Source organism: Burkholderia sp. CCA53, from assembly GCF_001685525.1.
Classification (GTDB): Bacteria; Pseudomonadota; Gammaproteobacteria; order Burkholderiales; family Burkholderiaceae; genus Burkholderia; species Burkholderia multivorans.
Genome location: NZ_BDDJ01000001.1, coordinates 2,849,354 through 2,864,400 on the forward strand (window position 1 = coordinate 2,849,354; position 15,047 = coordinate 2,864,400).

General features: G+C 66.9%; 16 protein-coding genes. 12 read left to right on the forward strand and 4 right to left on the reverse strand.

Annotated features, from left to right (window positions below; genetic code table 11):
* Nucleotides 1-126: 126 nt before the first annotated feature.
* From BCR55_RS13190 to iscX, 12 genes are all read left to right on the forward strand, one after another.
* Nucleotides 127-849, forward strand: coding sequence for a (Fe-S)-binding protein (locus tag BCR55_RS13190; protein WP_006409547.1), 723 nt, complete (start codon nucleotides 127-129; stop codon nucleotides 847-849).
* Between the two features lie 34 nt (nucleotides 850-883).
* A complete protein-coding gene (locus BCR55_RS13195; RefSeq protein WP_006408173.1) occupies nucleotides 884-2,296 on the forward strand; it encodes a lactate utilization protein B in 1,413 nt (470 codons plus the stop codon).
* A 129-nt stretch (nucleotides 2,297-2,425) separates the two neighbouring features.
* Nucleotides 2,426-2,653, forward strand: a complete 228-nt coding sequence (locus tag BCR55_RS13200; protein ID WP_006408174.1) for a hypothetical protein — start codon at nucleotides 2,426-2,428, stop codon at nucleotides 2,651-2,653.
* A gap of 101 nt (nucleotides 2,654-2,754) precedes the next feature.
* Nucleotides 2,755-3,237, forward strand: coding sequence for a low molecular weight protein-tyrosine-phosphatase (locus BCR55_RS13205; RefSeq protein WP_065494634.1), 483 nt, complete (start codon nucleotides 2,755-2,757; stop codon nucleotides 3,235-3,237).
* A 117-nt stretch (nucleotides 3,238-3,354) separates the two neighbouring features.
* The gene (gene iscR / locus BCR55_RS13210) at nucleotides 3,355-3,894 is read left to right on the forward strand and encodes a Fe-S cluster assembly transcriptional regulator IscR (RefSeq protein WP_006401955.1); all 540 of its coding nucleotides are present in this window, start codon (nucleotides 3,355-3,357) and stop codon (nucleotides 3,892-3,894) included.
* 61 nt (nucleotides 3,895-3,955) lie between these two features.
* Nucleotides 3,956-5,179, forward strand: coding sequence for an IscS subfamily cysteine desulfurase (locus tag BCR55_RS13215; RefSeq protein WP_006401954.1), 1,224 nt, complete (start codon nucleotides 3,956-3,958; stop codon nucleotides 5,177-5,179).
* Nucleotides 5,180-5,249: 70 nt separating this feature from the next.
* Nucleotides 5,250-5,657 (forward strand): Fe-S cluster assembly scaffold IscU, encoded by a 408-nt coding sequence (iscU, locus tag BCR55_RS13220; protein ID WP_006401953.1) that lies wholly within the window; start codon nucleotides 5,250-5,252, stop codon nucleotides 5,655-5,657.
* Between the two features lie 62 nt (nucleotides 5,658-5,719).
* On the forward strand, nucleotides 5,720-6,043 hold the full coding sequence (iscA, locus tag BCR55_RS13225) for an iron-sulfur cluster assembly protein IscA (RefSeq protein WP_012213076.1): 324 nt from the start codon (nucleotides 5,720-5,722) through the stop codon (nucleotides 6,041-6,043).
* A gap of 94 nt (nucleotides 6,044-6,137) precedes the next feature.
* Nucleotides 6,138-6,665 (forward strand): Fe-S protein assembly co-chaperone HscB, encoded by a 528-nt coding sequence (gene hscB / locus BCR55_RS13230; RefSeq protein ID WP_012213077.1) that lies wholly within the window; start codon nucleotides 6,138-6,140, stop codon nucleotides 6,663-6,665.
* 54 nt (nucleotides 6,666-6,719) lie between these two features.
* Nucleotides 6,720-8,588 (forward strand): Fe-S protein assembly chaperone HscA, encoded by a 1,869-nt coding sequence (hscA, locus tag BCR55_RS13235; protein WP_006409699.1) that lies wholly within the window; start codon nucleotides 6,720-6,722, stop codon nucleotides 8,586-8,588.
* A gap of 89 nt (nucleotides 8,589-8,677) precedes the next feature.
* Nucleotides 8,678-9,019 (forward strand): ISC system 2Fe-2S type ferredoxin, encoded by a 342-nt coding sequence (fdx, locus tag BCR55_RS13240; protein WP_006401949.1) that lies wholly within the window; start codon nucleotides 8,678-8,680, stop codon nucleotides 9,017-9,019.
* 91 nt (nucleotides 9,020-9,110) lie between these two features.
* Nucleotides 9,111-9,320 (forward strand): Fe-S cluster assembly protein IscX, encoded by a 210-nt coding sequence (gene iscX, locus BCR55_RS13245; protein ID WP_006408177.1) that lies wholly within the window; start codon nucleotides 9,111-9,113, stop codon nucleotides 9,318-9,320.
* Nucleotides 9,321-9,423: 103 nt separating this feature from the next.
* On the opposite strand, the gene BCR55_RS13250 is transcribed toward iscX, so the two are convergent.
* The 4 genes from BCR55_RS13250 to recJ all read right to left on the reverse strand — a co-directional run bounded on the left by BCR55_RS13250 (nucleotide 9,424) and on the right by recJ (nucleotide 15,041).
* Nucleotides 9,424-10,146 carry a glycine zipper 2TM domain-containing protein gene (locus BCR55_RS13250; protein ID WP_006412884.1) on the reverse strand — a complete coding sequence of 241 codons (723 nt, stop codon included), beginning with the start codon at nucleotides 10,144-10,146 and terminating at the stop codon, nucleotides 9,424-9,426.
* A 358-nt stretch (nucleotides 10,147-10,504) separates the two neighbouring features.
* Entirely contained in the window at nucleotides 10,505-12,031 is a 1,527-nt protein-coding gene (lysS, locus tag BCR55_RS13255) for a lysine--tRNA ligase (protein WP_053297053.1), read from the reverse strand.
* A 72-nt stretch (nucleotides 12,032-12,103) separates the two neighbouring features.
* Nucleotides 12,104-13,208, reverse strand: a protein-coding gene (prfB, locus tag BCR55_RS32410) for a peptide chain release factor 2 (RefSeq protein ID WP_100085614.1) whose coding sequence is annotated in 2 segments (ribosomal slippage) — nucleotides 12,104-13,126 and nucleotides 13,128-13,208 — 1,104 coding nt in all. Because the reading frame shifts where the segments join, the coding sequence is not laid out codon by codon here.
* Between the two features lie 135 nt (nucleotides 13,209-13,343).
* On the reverse strand, nucleotides 13,344-15,041 hold the full coding sequence (gene recJ, locus BCR55_RS13270; protein ID WP_065494635.1) for a single-stranded-DNA-specific exonuclease RecJ: 1,698 nt from the start codon (nucleotides 15,039-15,041) through the stop codon (nucleotides 13,344-13,346).
* Between the last annotated feature and the right edge of the window lie 6 nt (nucleotides 15,042-15,047).

Here is a 15,047-nt window from a genome sequence, read left to right on the forward strand (position 1 = left end):
ATCTCGTATGGTGAAAAAAGCGAACGCTGTTCGAGGAAGTCCTCGTTTGCGGCAGGGGCACGCGCCGGCGTTGGTCTTGTCGGCCAAACGGCGGATAATGAGGGCCGTTTTCCCGGAGGAGCGCGTATGCGAGTCGGTTTGTTCGTGACCTGTCTGGTCGATCTGATGCGTCCCGAAATTGGTTTCTCGGCGCTCAAGCTGATTCGCGACGCGGGCTACGAGGTATTCGTGCCGCCCGCGCAGACGTGCTGCGGCCAGCCTGCCTACAACTCGGGCGAGCGCGCGCTCGCGCGCGACCTCGCCGAAAAGATGCTGCGCGAGTTCGAGCAGTTCGACTATGTCGTCGCGCCGTCCGGGTCGTGCGGCGGGATGATTCGCGCGCACTACGGCGACCTGTTCCGCGACGATCCGGAGCTGATGGCCCGCTATGCGCGGCTGCAGCCGAAGGTCTACGAGCTGACCGATTTCCTCGTCAACGTCGCGAAGGTCGCGCTGGCGCCCGGCGAGTTCGCGGGGCCCGTGACCTATCACGACTCGTGCTCCGGCTTGCGCGAACTCGGCGTGAAGGCGCAGCCGCGCGCGCTGCTCGCGCAGCGCGGCGTCGCGGTCACCGAGATGAAGGACTGCGAGCATTGCTGCGGCTTCGGCGGCACGTTCGCGGTCAAGTACGGCGACATTTCGGCGGCGATCGCGGACGAGAAGTGCGCGAACGTACGCGCGTCGGGCGCCGGCACGGTCGTGCTCGGCGATCTCGGCTGCATGCTGAACATCGAAGGGCGGTTGCGCCGTACCGGCGACCGCGATACGCGCGTGCTGCACGTCGCGCAGGTGCTGGCGGGCGACGTCTGACGCCCGGTTCCGCTCACTTTCCCCCGATACCGCGATGCAAGTCCAATCGATGCACTTCAAGGCGCGCGCCGGCCAGAAGCTGGCGGATCAGCGTCTGCAGCAGAACCTGAAGAAACTGTCGACGAAGTTCGTGTCCGCGCGCGCGGACGCGATGACGGCGATCGACTTTCCGGCGACGCGCGCGGCGCTGAAGGCGCGCCGCAACCGCGCGCTCGACAATCTCGACGTGTGGCTCGAGGCCTTCGAGCGCGAAGCGACGCGCCGCGGCACGACTGTGCTGTTCGCCGAAACGACGGCCGACGCGGCGCGGCTCGTCGCCGACATCGCGCGCCGTCACGACGTGAAGAAGGTCATCAAGACGAAGTCGATGGTGTCCGAGGAAATGCACGTGAACGCGGTACTCGCCGAGATGGGCGTGCAGTCGATCGAGACGGACCTCGGCGAATACATCCTGCAGATCAACGACAACGAGCCGCCGAGCCACATCATTGCGCCGGTCGTCCACAAGGACAAGGACGAGATCGCCGATCTGTTCGCGCGCACGCACCGGCGCGAGCGGCTGACCGAGATCCCGGACATGACGCGCGAGGCGCGCGAGATGCTGCGCCCGCACTTCCTGTCGGCGGACATGGGCGTGACGGGCGGCAACTTCGTGATCGCGGAAACCGGCTCGGTCGCGCTCGTCACGAACGAGGGCAACGAGGGGATGTGCACGGTGATGCCGCGCGTGCATGTCGCGGTGACGGGCATCGAGAAGGTGCTGCCGACGCTCGAGGATCTCGCGACCGCGATGCGCTTGCTGCCGCGCTCCGCGACCGGCCAGAAGACGTCGAACTATTTCTCGCTGCTGACGGGCCCGCGCGGGCCCGGCGACGAGGACGGCCCCGAGCACAACTACGTCGTGCTGGTCGACGGCGGACGCACCGGCCTCATCGGCGGCGAATTCCAGGAAATGCTGCGCTGCATCCGCTGCGGCGCGTGCATGAACCATTGTCCCGTGTATCAGAAGGTCGGCGGCCACACCTACGGATGGGTGTATCCCGGCCCGATGGGATCGGTGCTGACGCCGAGCTACGTGGGGCTCGACCGCGCGCTCGACCTGCCGCAGGCGGCGACGCTCTGCGGCGAATGCGACAGCGTGTGCCCGGTCGGGATTCCGCTGTCGCACCTGCTGCGCACGTTGCGCGAAAAGCAGGTGGAGCGTCACCTGCGGCCGTGGCGCGAACGCGCGGCGCTTGCCGCGTGGGGCTTCCTCGCGCGCCGTCCGATGCTGTACGCGCTGACGACGAAGCTGGCGGTGCGGATTCTCGAGCGGCTCGGCGGCGACGGCGGGATGCTGCGACGGCTGCCGATGATGGGCGGCTGGATGGACACGCGCGACATGCCGACGCCGACGGGGCGCACGTTCCGCGAACTGTACGCGGCGTCGCAAAGCCATCTCGGCTGATACTGTTCATCGCGACGCAACACTGCATTCACTATTTGCGTATTTATCCTGATAGATGCGGTCTATAGAATACGTCCTGTAGTCCCCGGAATCGGGTTTCCGGGGCATCAGGTCAACGAGGTCCGCATCATGAGAAAGACAATAGCGACGTACTGGCCGCTTGCAATCGTCGTACCGCTTGCAGCGGCCGCTTATCTGCACGCGATGGACAACGCGCCGTCGCGCGGTCCGGTCGCGGTTCATCAGGCTTCCGCCGAACTGGCGCGCGCCGTGTCGTTCGGTCTCGTCGGCGACGCGTCGCAGCCGTTGCCGGCCGCCTCCGGCGACGTCGTGCTCGCCGCCCCGAAGACGCTGTAGTACAGGTCGCCGTCGCATGGCGCGACGGCGCGATCTCGGGCGCCTTTGTATAATGGCGCGTTCTTCCTCCACGCGGTCCGCCGCGGCTTTCCGATAGTGCGATGACCCGCGTTGCGATCTGTTTCGTCTGTCTCGGCAACATCTGCCGCTCGCCCACCGCGGAGGGCGTCATGCGGCATCGGGTCGACGCGGCAGGGCTGGGCGACCATATCGAGATCGATTCGGCCGGCACCGGCGACTGGCACGTCGGCGAGCCGCCCGACACGCGCGCGCAAGCCGCGGCGCGCACGCGCGGCTACGATCTGTCGACGCTGCGTGCACGGCAGGTGAGCGCCGACGATTTCGAGCGCTTCGACCTGCTGCTCGCGATGGACGAAGCCAATCTCGCGGAATTGCGGCGGCGCTGCCCGTCCGCGCATCGCGACAAGGTGCGCTTGCTGATGGAATTCGCGCCCGACGCGACCGAAACCGAGGTGGCTGATCCGTATTTCGGCGGCGCGCAGGGCTTCGAACAGGTGCTCGACCAGGTCGAGCGCGCGTGCGAGGGCCTGCTCGACACGCTGCGCGCGCGCATCGCCCGCTGATCGCGGCGCGGTATTCAGCGATCTGCGAATACCCTGCCGAAGACATGGATACTTGACTAAAATCGTCAAATATTTATACTTGACCAAAATCGTCAAGATTGCAGTCCCCTAGACACCATGAGACTCACCACCAAAGGCCGTTTCGCCGTCACGGCGATGATCGACTTGGCACTGCGCCAGGAGCAGGGCCCGGTGACGCTTGCAGGCATCAGCCAGCGCCAGCGGATTTCGCTCTCGTATCTCGAACAGCTGTTCGGCAAGCTGCGCAGGCATGAAATCGTCGAATCCGTGCGCGGCCCGGGCGGCGGCTACAACCTCGCGCGCCGCGCGCAGGACGTCACCGTTGCCGACATCATCATCGCGGTCGACGAACCGCTCGACGCGACGCAATGCGGCGGCAAGGGCACGTGCGACGGCTCGAAGCAGCCGGACGGCCACTGCATGACGCATGAGCTGTGGTCGACGCTGAACCAGAAAATGGTCGAATACCTCGATTCCGTGTCGCTGCAGGATCTCGTCGATCAGCAGCGCGCACGCGAAGGCGCGCCCGCGGTGCTGCGCGACCGGCGCGCGCCGGAGCCCGTCGCCGCGCCGGCCGAGCCGGTGCGCACGATGCCGCTCGGTCCCAATTCGGTGTTCAACATCGCGAGTTCGTGAGCGCGAACCGCGCCACACCCTATAACGCATATCGTCCCTGCACAGAATCCCGGAGCGACAGATGACTCAACAGACCCTCCACCTGCCCATCTACATGGATTACAGCGCCACGACGCCCGTCGATCCGCGCGTGGTCGACAAGATGGTGCCGTACCTGCGCGAACAGTTCGGCAACCCGGCGTCGCGCAGCCATGCGTACGGCTGGGATGCCGAGCGCGCGGTCGAGGAGGCGCGCGAGCAGGTGGCCGCGCTCGTGAACGCGGATCCGCGCGAGATCATCTGGACGTCCGGCGCCACGGAATCGGACAACCTTGCGATCAAGGGCGCCGCGAACTTCTACAAGGGCAAGGGCAAGCACATCATCACGGTGAAGACCGAGCACAAGGCCGTGCTCGACACGTGCCGCGAGCTCGAGCGTGACGGCTTCGAAGTCACGTATCTCGACGTGAAGGAAAACGGACTGCTCGACCTCGACGTGTTCAAGGCCGCGCTGCGCCCCGACACGATCCTCGTGTCCGTGATGCACGTGAACAACGAGATCGGCGTGATCCAGGACATCGAGACGATCGGCGAGATCTGCCGCGAGAAGGGCATCGTGTTCCACGTCGATGCCGCCCAGGCGACCGGCAAGGTCGAAATCGATCTCGCGAAGCTGAAGGTCGATCTGATGTCGTTTTCGGCGCACAAGACGTACGGCCCGAAGGGCATCGGCGCGCTGTACGTGCGTCGCAAGCCGCGCGTGCGCATCGAAGCGCAGATGCACGGTGGCGGCCACGAGCGCGGCATGCGTTCGGGCACGCTGCCGACGCACCAGATCGTCGGCATGGGCGAAGCGTTCCGCATCGCGCGCGAAGAAATGGCGACCGAGAACGAGCGCATCCGCATGCTGCGCGACAAGCTGCTGCGTGGCCTGTCGCAGATCGAGGAAACGTACGTGAACGGCGACATGGAGCACCGTATCCCGCACAACCTCAACATCAGTTTCAACTTCGTCGAAGGCGAGTCGCTGATCATGGCGATCAAGGACGTCGCGGTGTCGTCGGGTTCCGCCTGCACGTCGGCGTCGCTGGAGCCGTCGTACGTGCTGCGTGCGCTCGGCCGCAACGACGAGCTCGCGCACAGCTCGATCCGCTTCACGGTCGGCCGCTTCACGACGGAGCAGGAAGTCGACTACGTGATCGAACTGCTGAACAGCAAGATCGCGAAGCTGCGCGAGCTGTCGCCGCTCTGGGAAATGCACCAGGAAGGCATCGATCTGTCGACGATCGAATGGGCCGCACACTGAGCACCGCATATCGAACATACCCGCGGGCGGATTCGCGCACGCAGACGTAACGAGTCAAGGAGTCTGAGTCATGTCTTACAGCAACAAGGTTCTGGATCACTACGAAAACCCGCGCAACGTCGGTTCGTTCGCGAAGGACGACGATGCGGTCGGCACGGGCATGGTCGGCGCGCCGGCCTGCGGCGACGTGATGAAGCTGCAGATTCGCGTCGGCGCGGATGGCGTGATCGAAGACGCGAAGTTCAAGACCTACGGCTGCGGTTCCGCGATCGCATCGAGCTCGCTCGTCACCGAATGGGTGAAGGGCAAGACGCTCGACGAAGCGCTCGCGATCAAGAACACGCAGATCGCCGAAGAACTCGCGCTGCCGCCGGTGAAGATCCACTGCTCGATCCTCGCGGAAGACGCGATCAAGGCAGCCGTGGCCGACTACAAGAAGCGCCACGACACGAAGCAGGACGATCAGGCAGCGGCCTGACGCATCGAGCGGCTTGTGAAGGGAATCGCGGCGTGCCGACGGCGCGCCGCGGCAAGGACATCATGGCAATTACACTGACCGAAAAAGCAGCACAGCACGTCCAGAAATACCTGGTCCGTCGCGGCAAGGGCCTGGGCCTGCGGCTCGGCGTTCGCACGACCGGGTGCTCGGGGCTCGCGTACAAGCTCGAGTATGTCGACGAGCTTGCCCCCGAGGATCAGGTGTTCGAGAGCCATGGCGTGAAGGTCGTCGTCGACCCGAAAAGCCTCGCGTATATCGACGGCACCGAGCTCGACTTCGCGCGCGAAGGCCTGAACGAAGGATTCAAGTTCAACAACCCGAACGTGAAGGACGAGTGCGGCTGCGGCGAATCCTTCCGCGTCTGACGCGGATCTCCGCGCGACGCGGGCAAGAGGCGGCACGGGCCGCCTTTTTAATGGGCGGCGTTCGCCGCACGACGAACCGGAATTGAACGCGACGATGGTCTCGCTGAAAGACAGCCATTTCGATCTGTTTCATCTGCCGGCGCAGTTCGCGCTCGACGAAGCGGCGCTCGACGCCGCCTATCGGGCCGTGCAGACGCAGGTGCATCCGGACCGCTTCGCCGCGGCCGGCGACGCGCAGAAGCGCATCGCGATGCAGTGGGCGACGCGCGCGAACGAAGCGTACCGGACGCTGCGCGATCCGTTGAAGCGCGCGACCTATCTGCTGTCGCTGCGCGGCGTCGACATCGGCGCGGAGAACAACACCGCGATGGAGCCCGCGTTCCTGATGCAGCAGATGGAATGGCGCGAAAGCATCGAGGACGCCGCGGCAGCCCGCAACGTCGATGCGCTCGACGCCCTGCTTGCGGAACTGCGCGACGAGAAGCGCGCGCGTCTCGAGCGGCTCGGCACGCTGCTCGACAGCGGCGCCGATCAGGCGGCCGCCGAGGCCGTGCGCCAGCTGATGTTCATCGAGCGCGTCGCGTCTGAAGTGGGCGCGCAGATCGAGCGCCTCGAAACTTAACCGCGTGCCTCGCGGCACGCGCAGCAAACGGGCCGAGCGCCCGAACCAACCAAGATGGCTTTACTGCAAATTTCCGAACCGGGCATGGCGCCGGCGCCGCACCAGCGGCGGCTCGCCGTCGGGATCGATCTCGGCACGACGAACTCGCTCGTCGCGGCCGTGCGCAACAGCGTGCCCGAAGTGCTGCCGGACGACGCGGGCCGCGTGCTGTTGCCGTCCGTGGTCCGTTATCTCGAGAACGGCGGCCGCCGTATCGGCCATGACGCCAAGGCGCAGGCCGCCACCGATCCGCGCAATACCATCGTGTCGGTCAAGCGCTTCATGGGTCGCGGCAAGGCCGAAGTCGAAGGGGCGGCGAACGCGCCGTACGAATTCGTCGATGCGCCGGGCATGGTGCAGATCCGCACGGTCGACGGCGTGAAAAGCCCGGTCGAGGTGTCGGCCGAGATTCTCGCGACGCTGCGGCAACGTGCCGAAGACACGCTCGGCGACGAGCTCGTCGGCGCCGTGATCACGGTGCCGGCCTACTTCGACGACGCGCAGCGTCAGGCCACGAAGGATGCCGCGCGGCTCGCCGGCCTGAACGTGCTGCGTCTGCTGAACGAGCCGACCGCGGCGGCGATCGCATACGGTCTCGACAATGCGGCCGAAGGGCTTTACGCCGTCTACGACCTCGGCGGCGGCACGTTCGACCTGTCGATCCTGAAGCTCACGAAGGGCGTGTTCGAAGTGCTGGCGGCGGGCGGCGATTCCGCGCTCGGCGGCGACGATTTCGATCACGCGCTGTTCGATCACGTGCTCGCACAGGCCGGTCTCGACGCGAAGACGCTCGCGCCCGAAGACGTGCGCCTGCTGCTCGATCGCGTGCGCGTGCTGAAGGAGGCGCTGTCGTCGGCACCCGAGGCGGCGCTCGACGTCACGTTGTCGAACGGCACGCATCTCGCGCAGACGATCTCGCACGACACGTTCGCGACGCTTGTCGAGCCGCTCGTGCAGCGCACGCTGACGCCGACGCGCAAGGCGCTGCGCGATGCGCAGGTGACGCCGGCCGACATCAAGGGCGTGGTGCTCGTCGGCGGCGCGACGCGCATGCCGGTGATCCGCGAGGCGGTCGCGAAGTATTTCGGCCAGCCGCCGCTCGTCAACCTCGATCCGGACCAGGTCGTCGCGCTCGGCGCGGCGATCCAGGCCGATCTGCTCGCCGGCAATCGCGGCAGCGGCGACGACTGGCTGCTGCTCGACGTGATTCCGCTGTCGCTCGGCGTCGAGACGATGGGCGGACTCGTCGAGAAGATCATTCCGCGCAATTCGACGATTCCGATCGCACGCGCGCAGGAATTCACGACGTTCAAGGACGGCCAGACCGCAATGGCGATTCACGTCGTGCAGGGCGAGCGCGAGCTCGTCGCCGACTGCCGGTCGCTTGCGCGCTTCGAGCTGCGCGGCATTCCGCCGATGACGGCCGGCGCGGCGCGCATTCGCGTCACGTATCAGGTCGATGCGGACGGGCTGCTCTCGGTGTTCGCGCGCGAACAGCATTCGGGCGTCGAGGCGTCGGTCGTCGTGAAGCCGTCGTACGGCCTCGCCGACGACGACATCGCGAAGATGCTCGAGGACAGCTTCAAGACGGCCGAAGTCGACATGCGCGCACGTGCGCTGCGCGAGGCGCAGGTCGAGGCCGAGCGAATGATCGAGGCGACGCAGGCCGCGCTCGCGGCCGACGGCGAACTGCTCGATGCCGCAGAGCGCGCGGAAATCGATGCGCGCGTCGCGGCGCTGCGCACGATCGCGCAGGGCGACGACGCGGACGCGATCGAAGCGGCGACCAAGGCGCTCGCCGACGGCACCGACGAATTCGCGGCGCGCCGGATGGACAAGAGCATCAAGCGCGCGCTGTCGGGCCGGCGGCTCGACGAGATCTGAACGAACGACGACTCGCGCGCGGGCCCGACGGCCCGCGCGATATTGAACCGTGCGGCGCGCGTCGCCGCACTCTGACTGACGGAACGGACATGCCTCAACTGGTGGTGCTGCCTCACGTCGAACTGTGCCCGGACGGCGCGGTGATCGACGCGACGCCCGGCAAGAGTATTTGCGACAACCTGCTCGACAACGGCATCGAGATCGAGCACGCGTGCGAGAAGTCGTGCGCGTGTACGACCTGCCACGTGGTGATCCGCGAAGGCTTCAACGAACTCGATCCGTCCGAGGAGGACGAGGACGATCTGCTCGACAAGGCGTGGGGGCTCGAACCGACGTCGCGCCTGTCGTGTCAGGCGATCGTCAAGGAGGATTCGGATCTGGTGGTCGAGATTCCTAAGTACTCGATCAATCACGCGAAGGAAAATCACTGACGGACGGACGGACGGACGGACGGACGGACGGGCGGGGCGACAGGCGGCCTGTCTGCCGGGCCGGCCCGCCATCGATACGGGAGAGCAGGCCATGAAATGGACCGATTCGCGCGAAATCGCGATCGCGCTTGCAGACAAGCATCCGGATGTCGATCCGCAGCGGATCAATTTCGTCGATCTGCGCGCGTGGGTGATCGCGCTCGACGGGTTCGACGACGATCCGAACCGCTCCGGCGAGAAAATCCTCGAAGCGATCCAGGCGCACTGGATCGACGAATCGGACTTCGACGACGAAGACTGACGTCCCCGCGCTTCGCGCAAAAGAAACGGCTCGTGACTTGCGTCACGAGCCGTTTTTTATTGTCTCAGCGCGTAGCCGCCCGCCGTGCGGGCGGCCGCGACGATCATGCACCGACCAGCGTGCCGTTCTCGACGCGTACGCGCTGACCCTGGCCGAACGGCGGCGGGTTGCGGTACGTGAACGTGCGCGTCGCGCCGTTCTCCATCTGCACTTGCACCTGATAGTCGGTTTCCGCGCGAACCTGCTTCTCGACCTGGTTGCCGGCGAGACCGCCGCCCAGCGCGCCGATGATCGTCATCGCGGTGCGGCCGTTGCCGTGCCCGAACTGGTTGCCGAGCAGGCCGCCCGCGGCCGCGCCGCCGATCGCGCCGATGCCCGAGCTCTGGCCGGCCGTACGCGTCTGCGTGATCGCGACGACCGTGCCGCACGACTGGCAGTACGCGGCCTGCGCGGGCGCGGACGGCTGCTGTGCATACTGCGGCGGCTGCGGCGCCGGCGTATGGCGCCGGTGAACCGGGCGCGGCGCCGGCTTCGGCTCGGGCTGAGCGGCCGCGGCCTTGTGCTGCGCGGCCTGTTCGGCCGCCTGCTGCTGCGCCTGCGCGGCGAGCGCGGCGCTTGCGGCCGCCGCCGTATCGACGGCCGGCTGCGAGGCGATCAGCGCGGCCTGGGTCTGCCCGTTCTGCTCGCCGGTACTGTTCGCTTTCGGGAATACGCCCGTGATCGCGGCCGTTGCCGCGAGACTCGCGACGATCACGGCGCCCGCGGCCGTGGCGATCAGCGGATGAAGGCGTTGCTTTTGCGGTGTGGTCTGATTCTGATTGTCCATTTTGGCTCTCCGAGGGTCGATCCGCGTTGCGCAGCAGCGCTGAAGCGGATCCCACGCGTCGGGATCGATCGGACGCGGCGTGCATGCCGCCGTGCCGGCCCCGTTGCAATGCGTGGTGACGCATCCGGAGTGTCGTCCACGCGCAAACGGCGTGCCGTATCAAGGTGTAACGAATTGCAGCGGTCGCGCCCGTATGGCGGGGCGGCGAAGGAGAGGGCGGCCGGGCGCGCGCGGCGCCGGTGAAGCGAATAAAACGGGGGAGGATCGACAGCCGGCCCGTATCGGCCGGCAGGATTTACGCGCCGTTACAAAGCTGACGCGTGCGCCGCAGCGGCGGCGCACGCGAGCGCGTGAATCGTCAGTCTTCGCGACGCAGGTGCGGGAACAGCAGCACGTCGCGGATCGTCGGGCTGTCGGTGAGCAGCATGACGAGACGGTCGATGCCGATCCCGCAGCCGCCGGTCGGCGGCATCCCGTATTCGAGCGCGCGGATATAGTCGGCGTCGAAGTACATCGCTTCCTCGTCGCCGGCATCCTTCTGCTCGACCTGCTTCTTGAAGCGTGCGGCCTGATCTTCCGGATCGTTCAGCTCCGAGAAGCCGTTCGCGATCTCGCGGCCGGTGATGAACAGCTCGAAGCGCTCGGTGATGCCCGGCACCGTGTCCGATGCGCGTGCAAGCGGCGACACTTCGACCGGGTAGTCGATGATGAACGTCGGCTCCCACAGCTGCGATTCGGCCGTTTCTTCGAACAGCGCGAGCTGCAGCGCGCCGATGCCGGCGTTCAGGAACGCGGGCTGCGCGACGTCGACGCCGAGGCGCTTCAGTTCGCTGCGCAGATACGCGTCGTCGGACAGCTGACCGTCGGTGTACTGCGGCGCGTATTTCTGGATCGCCTGCGTGATCGTGAGCCGATGGAACGGCTTCGCGAGGTCGAGCTCGCGGCCCTGGTACTGGATCGTCGCGGTGCCGAGCGCATCGATCGCGGCCTGGCGGATCAGCTGCTCGGTGAAGTCCATCAGCCAGCGATAGTCGGTGTACGCGGCGTAGAACTCCATCATCGTGAATTCCGGGTTGTGGCGCGGCGACACGCCTTCGTTCCGGAAATTGCGGTTGATCTCGAACACGCGCTCGAAGCCGCCGACGATCAGCCGCTTCAGGTACAGCTCCGGCGCGATGCGCAGGAACATCTGCATATCGAGCGCATTGTGATGCGTGACGAACGGCTTCGCCGCGGCGCCGCCCGGGATCGGATGCAGCATCGGCGTCTCGACTTCCATGAACTCGGCATCGCTCATGAACTTGCGGATCGATGCGATCGTCTTCGTGCGCGCACGGAACGTGTCGCGCGTCTCCGGCGTGACGATCAGGTCGACGTAGCGCTGCCGATAGCGCATTTCCTGGTCGGACAGGCCGTGGAATTTGTCGGGCAGCGGACGCAGCGCCTTCGACAGCAGCCGAAGCTCCGTGCACTTGACCGACAGCTCGCCCTTGTTGGTGCGGAACAGCACGCCGCGCGCTGCGACAATGTCGCCGAGGTCCCACTTCTTGAACGCGTCGTAGGTTTCTGCGCCGACGTCGTTCGGCGTCACGAAGAACTGGATCTGGCCCGAACCGTCCTGCACGGTCGCGAAGCTCGCCTTGCCCATCACGCGCTTGAGCATCATCCGGCCCGCGACGGCGACCTCGAACGGGTTCGCTTCGAGCGCTTCCTTGTCCGACTCGGCGAATTTCGCCTGCAACTCGGCCGCGCGGTGCGTCGGGCGGAAGTCGTTCGGATAGGCGACGCCTTGCTCGCGCAAGGCGCGGAGCTTGTCGCGGCGTTCGGCGATGATCTGGTTTTCGTCCGCCGCGACGGCGGGCTGCGTTTGGGTCGGTTCGGTCATGATGGTCGGAATTCGGAATGGGTGCGGCAACGCAAACGGGAAGGGCGGCGCGGCCCGGCCGCGCCGCGGCGCTTACACGCCCTGTTTGAGGCTCGCGCTGATGAAGTCGTCGAGATCGCCGTCGAGCACCGCCTTCGTGTTGCTCATTTCGACGTTCGTACGCAGATCCTTCACGCGGCTCTGGTCGAGCACGTACGAGCGGATCTGGTGACCCCAGCCCACGTCGGTCTTGCTCGATTCGAGCTTGTCCTGCTCGGCCTGGCGCTTGCGCAGCTCGGCTTCGTACAGGCGCGACTTCAGCATCGCCATCGCTTCCGCGCGGTTGCGGTGCTGCGAGCGGTCGTTCTGGCACTGCACGACGATGCCGGTCGGCATGTGCGTGATCCGCACCGCCGAGTCGGTCTTGTTGATGTGCTGGCCGCCCGCGCCCGATGCGCGGTACGTGTCGATCCGCAGGTCGGCCGGGTTGATCTCGACTTCGATCGAGTCGTCGATTTCCGGATAGACGAACACCGACGAGAACGACGTGTGACGGCCGCCCGACGAGTCGAACGGCGACTTGCGCACGAGCCGGTGGATGCCGGTTTCGGTGCGCAGATAGCCGTATGCGTATTCGCCCGATACCTTGATCGTCGCGTTCTTGATCCCGGCGACGTCGCCGTCGGATTCTTCGAGCACTTCGGCCTTGAAGCCCTTGCGCTCGCAGTAGCGCAGGTACTGGCGCAGCAGCATCGACGCCCAGTCGCAGGCTTCGGTGCCGCCGGCGCCGGCCTGGATGTCGATGAAGCAGTTGTTCGGGTCGGCCGGGTTCGAGAACATCCGGCGGAATTCGATGTCGGCGACGCGCGCTTCGAGCTTCGCGGCGTCCTCTTCGGAGGCGATGAGCGTGTCCTCGTCGCCTTCCTCGCGTGCAAGCTCGAACAGGTCGAGCGCGTCGCGCAGGTCGTTATCGAGTTCGGTGAGCGTCGTGACGACGCCTTCGAGCAGCTTCTTTTCGCGGCCGAGCGCCTGGGCGTTCTTCGAATCGTTCCAGACGTTCGGGTCTTCGAGTTCCTTGTTGACTTCGGTCAGACGCGCTGCTTTGGCGTCGTAGTCAAAGATACCCCCGAAGCTCGCCCGCGCGCGTGCGCAGGTCGAGCAGGGAGCTTTCGATCGCGTTGAGACGTTCCGCTTCCATGATCGTTTCGCTTTTCGTGCTTCGTAAAAAAGCGGAATTATAGCCGATCGGCAGAGGCTCCCGGTGGCGCCGATCGAATGCGGGCGGCCGCGGCGGGCCCGTCCGGCGCGGCATCGCGCCAGGCCGCGGTGCCCGTCACGCGTCCGCGTGCTCGACGATCAGCTGCACGCGCGTGACGCCGTTCCACGTGTCGGCGACGAGCCGATACGCGAGCAGCGCGCTCGCCGGCAGCGGCTCGGTCCGGTTGAACCAGATCGCGTTGAAGCGCTGGCGCCCGCGCGCGAGCTGCAGCTTCAGGTGCTTGTCCTTCACGAGGCTTTGCGACACGACGTCGAACTCGCCCGAGAAAAGCGGGGCCGGAAAGCCCTGGCCCCAGACCGCCTCGTCGAGCAGGCCGACGAACTGCGGCGTGAAGTACGCGTCCTCGAGTTCGCCGTCGGTCTCGATCACGCGCGCGAGCGCGTCGTCGGACAGCCATTCGCGAGCGACGGCCTCGAACGCGGCGGCGAAGCGCGGCACGTTGTCGGTGTCGAGCGTGACGCCGGCTGCCATCGCATGGCCGCCGAACGCGACGAGCAGGTCCGGCTCGCGCTTCGAGACGAGGTCGAGCGCATCGCGCAGATGGAAGCCCGGAATCGATCGCCCGGAGCCCTTCACGCGCGTGCCGTGCTCGTCCGCGTGCGCGAACGTGAACGATGGCCGGTGGAACTTCTCCTTGAGCCGGCCGGCGACGATGCCGATCACGCCCTGGTGCCATTCGGGATTGAACAGCGTGATCGAGCACGCATCGGCCGGATCGACGTCGGCGAGATCGGCGAGCGCCTGCTGCTGCATGCCGGCCTCGATCTCGCGCCGTTCGCGGTTCATCGTGTCGAGCTGCTGCGCGAGCGCCCAGGCGCGGCCGATGTCGTCGGTGATCAGGCATTCGATGCCGAGCGACATGTCGGAGAGCCGGCCGGCCGCGTTCAGCCGCGGGCCGAGGCCGAAGCCGAGATCGAAGCCCGACGCGGTGCGGGCGTCGCGTCCCGCCGCGCGGAACAGCGCGGCGATGCCGGGCTGCATGCGGCCGTTGCGGATGCGCTGCAGCCCCTGCGCGACGAGCACGCGGTTGTTGCCGTCGAGCCGGACGACGTCGGCGACGGTGCCGAGCGCGACGAGGTCGAGCAGCCCGTCGAGGCGCGGCTCGGCGGCCTTGCTCGCGAATGCGCCGCGGCGACGCAGCTCGGCGCGCAGCGCGAGCAGCACATAGAACATCACGCCGACACCCGCGATGTGCTTGCTCGCAAACGCGCAGCCGGGCTGATTCGGGTTCACGATCGCGCGCGCGGGCGGCAATGCTTCGCCGGGCAGATGGTGGTCGGTCACGAGTACGTCGATGCCGCGCGCGTTCGCCGCTTCGACGCCGGCGACGCTCGCAATGCCGTTGTCGACGGTGATCAGCAGGTCGGGCTTGCGCGCGGCGGCCAGCTCGACGATTTCGGGCGTGAGCCCGTAGCCGTATTCGAAGCGGTTCGGCACCAGGTAGTCGATCTGCGCGCCGAACATGCGCAGCCCGCGCACTGCCACCGCGCAGGCGGTCGCGCCGTCGCAGTCGTAGTCGGCGACGACGAGCAGGCGCCGCTTCTCGGCGATCGCGTCGGCGAGCAGCGCGGCGGCGTCGGCGCAGCCTTTCAGTTCGGTCGGCGGGACGAGGCGCGCGAGCGCCGTCTCGATGTCGGCGGGCGATTGCACGCCGCGCGACGCGTACAGGCGCGCGAGCACCGGATGCAGGCCGTGGCGCGCGAGCGCTTCGGCGTCGGCGGGCGCGACGGGACGGGTAACGATGCGGGTCATTCGGTA

Excerpts from the sequence above, each read along its gene's own strand:
- BCR55_RS13190 (WP_006409547.1), top strand. The coding sequence starts at position 127 with ATGCGAGTCGGTTTGTTCGTGACCTGTCTGGTCGATCTGATGCGTCCC.
- BCR55_RS13195 (WP_006408173.1), top strand. The coding sequence starts at position 884 with ATGCAAGTCCAATCGATGCACTTCAAGGCGCGCGCCGGCCAGAAGCTG.
- BCR55_RS13200 (WP_006408174.1), top strand. The coding sequence starts at position 2,426 with ATGAGAAAGACAATAGCGACGTACTGGCCGCTTGCAATCGTCGTACCG.
- BCR55_RS13205 (WP_065494634.1), top strand. The coding sequence starts at position 2,755 with ATGACCCGCGTTGCGATCTGTTTCGTCTGTCTCGGCAACATCTGCCGC.
- iscR (WP_006401955.1), top strand. The coding sequence starts at position 3,355 with ATGAGACTCACCACCAAAGGCCGTTTCGCCGTCACGGCGATGATCGAC.
- BCR55_RS13215 (WP_006401954.1), top strand. The coding sequence starts at position 3,956 with ATGACTCAACAGACCCTCCACCTGCCCATCTACATGGATTACAGCGCC.
- iscU (WP_006401953.1), top strand. The coding sequence starts at position 5,250 with ATGTCTTACAGCAACAAGGTTCTGGATCACTACGAAAACCCGCGCAAC.
- iscA (WP_012213076.1), top strand. The coding sequence starts at position 5,720 with ATGGCAATTACACTGACCGAAAAAGCAGCACAGCACGTCCAGAAATAC.
- hscB (WP_012213077.1), top strand. The coding sequence starts at position 6,138 with ATGGTCTCGCTGAAAGACAGCCATTTCGATCTGTTTCATCTGCCGGCG.
- hscA (WP_006409699.1), top strand. The coding sequence starts at position 6,720 with ATGGCTTTACTGCAAATTTCCGAACCGGGCATGGCGCCGGCGCCGCAC.
- fdx (WP_006401949.1), top strand. The coding sequence starts at position 8,678 with ATGCCTCAACTGGTGGTGCTGCCTCACGTCGAACTGTGCCCGGACGGC.
- iscX (WP_006408177.1), top strand. The coding sequence starts at position 9,111 with ATGAAATGGACCGATTCGCGCGAAATCGCGATCGCGCTTGCAGACAAG.
- BCR55_RS13250 (WP_006412884.1), bottom strand. The coding sequence starts at position 10,146 with ATGGACAATCAGAATCAGACCACACCGCAAAAGCAACGCCTTCATCCG.
- lysS (WP_053297053.1), bottom strand. The coding sequence starts at position 12,031 with ATGACCGAACCGACCCAAACGCAGCCCGCCGTCGCGGCGGACGAAAAC.
- recJ (WP_065494635.1), bottom strand. The coding sequence starts at position 15,041 with ATGACCCGCATCGTTACCCGTCCCGTCGCGCCCGCCGACGCCGAAGCG.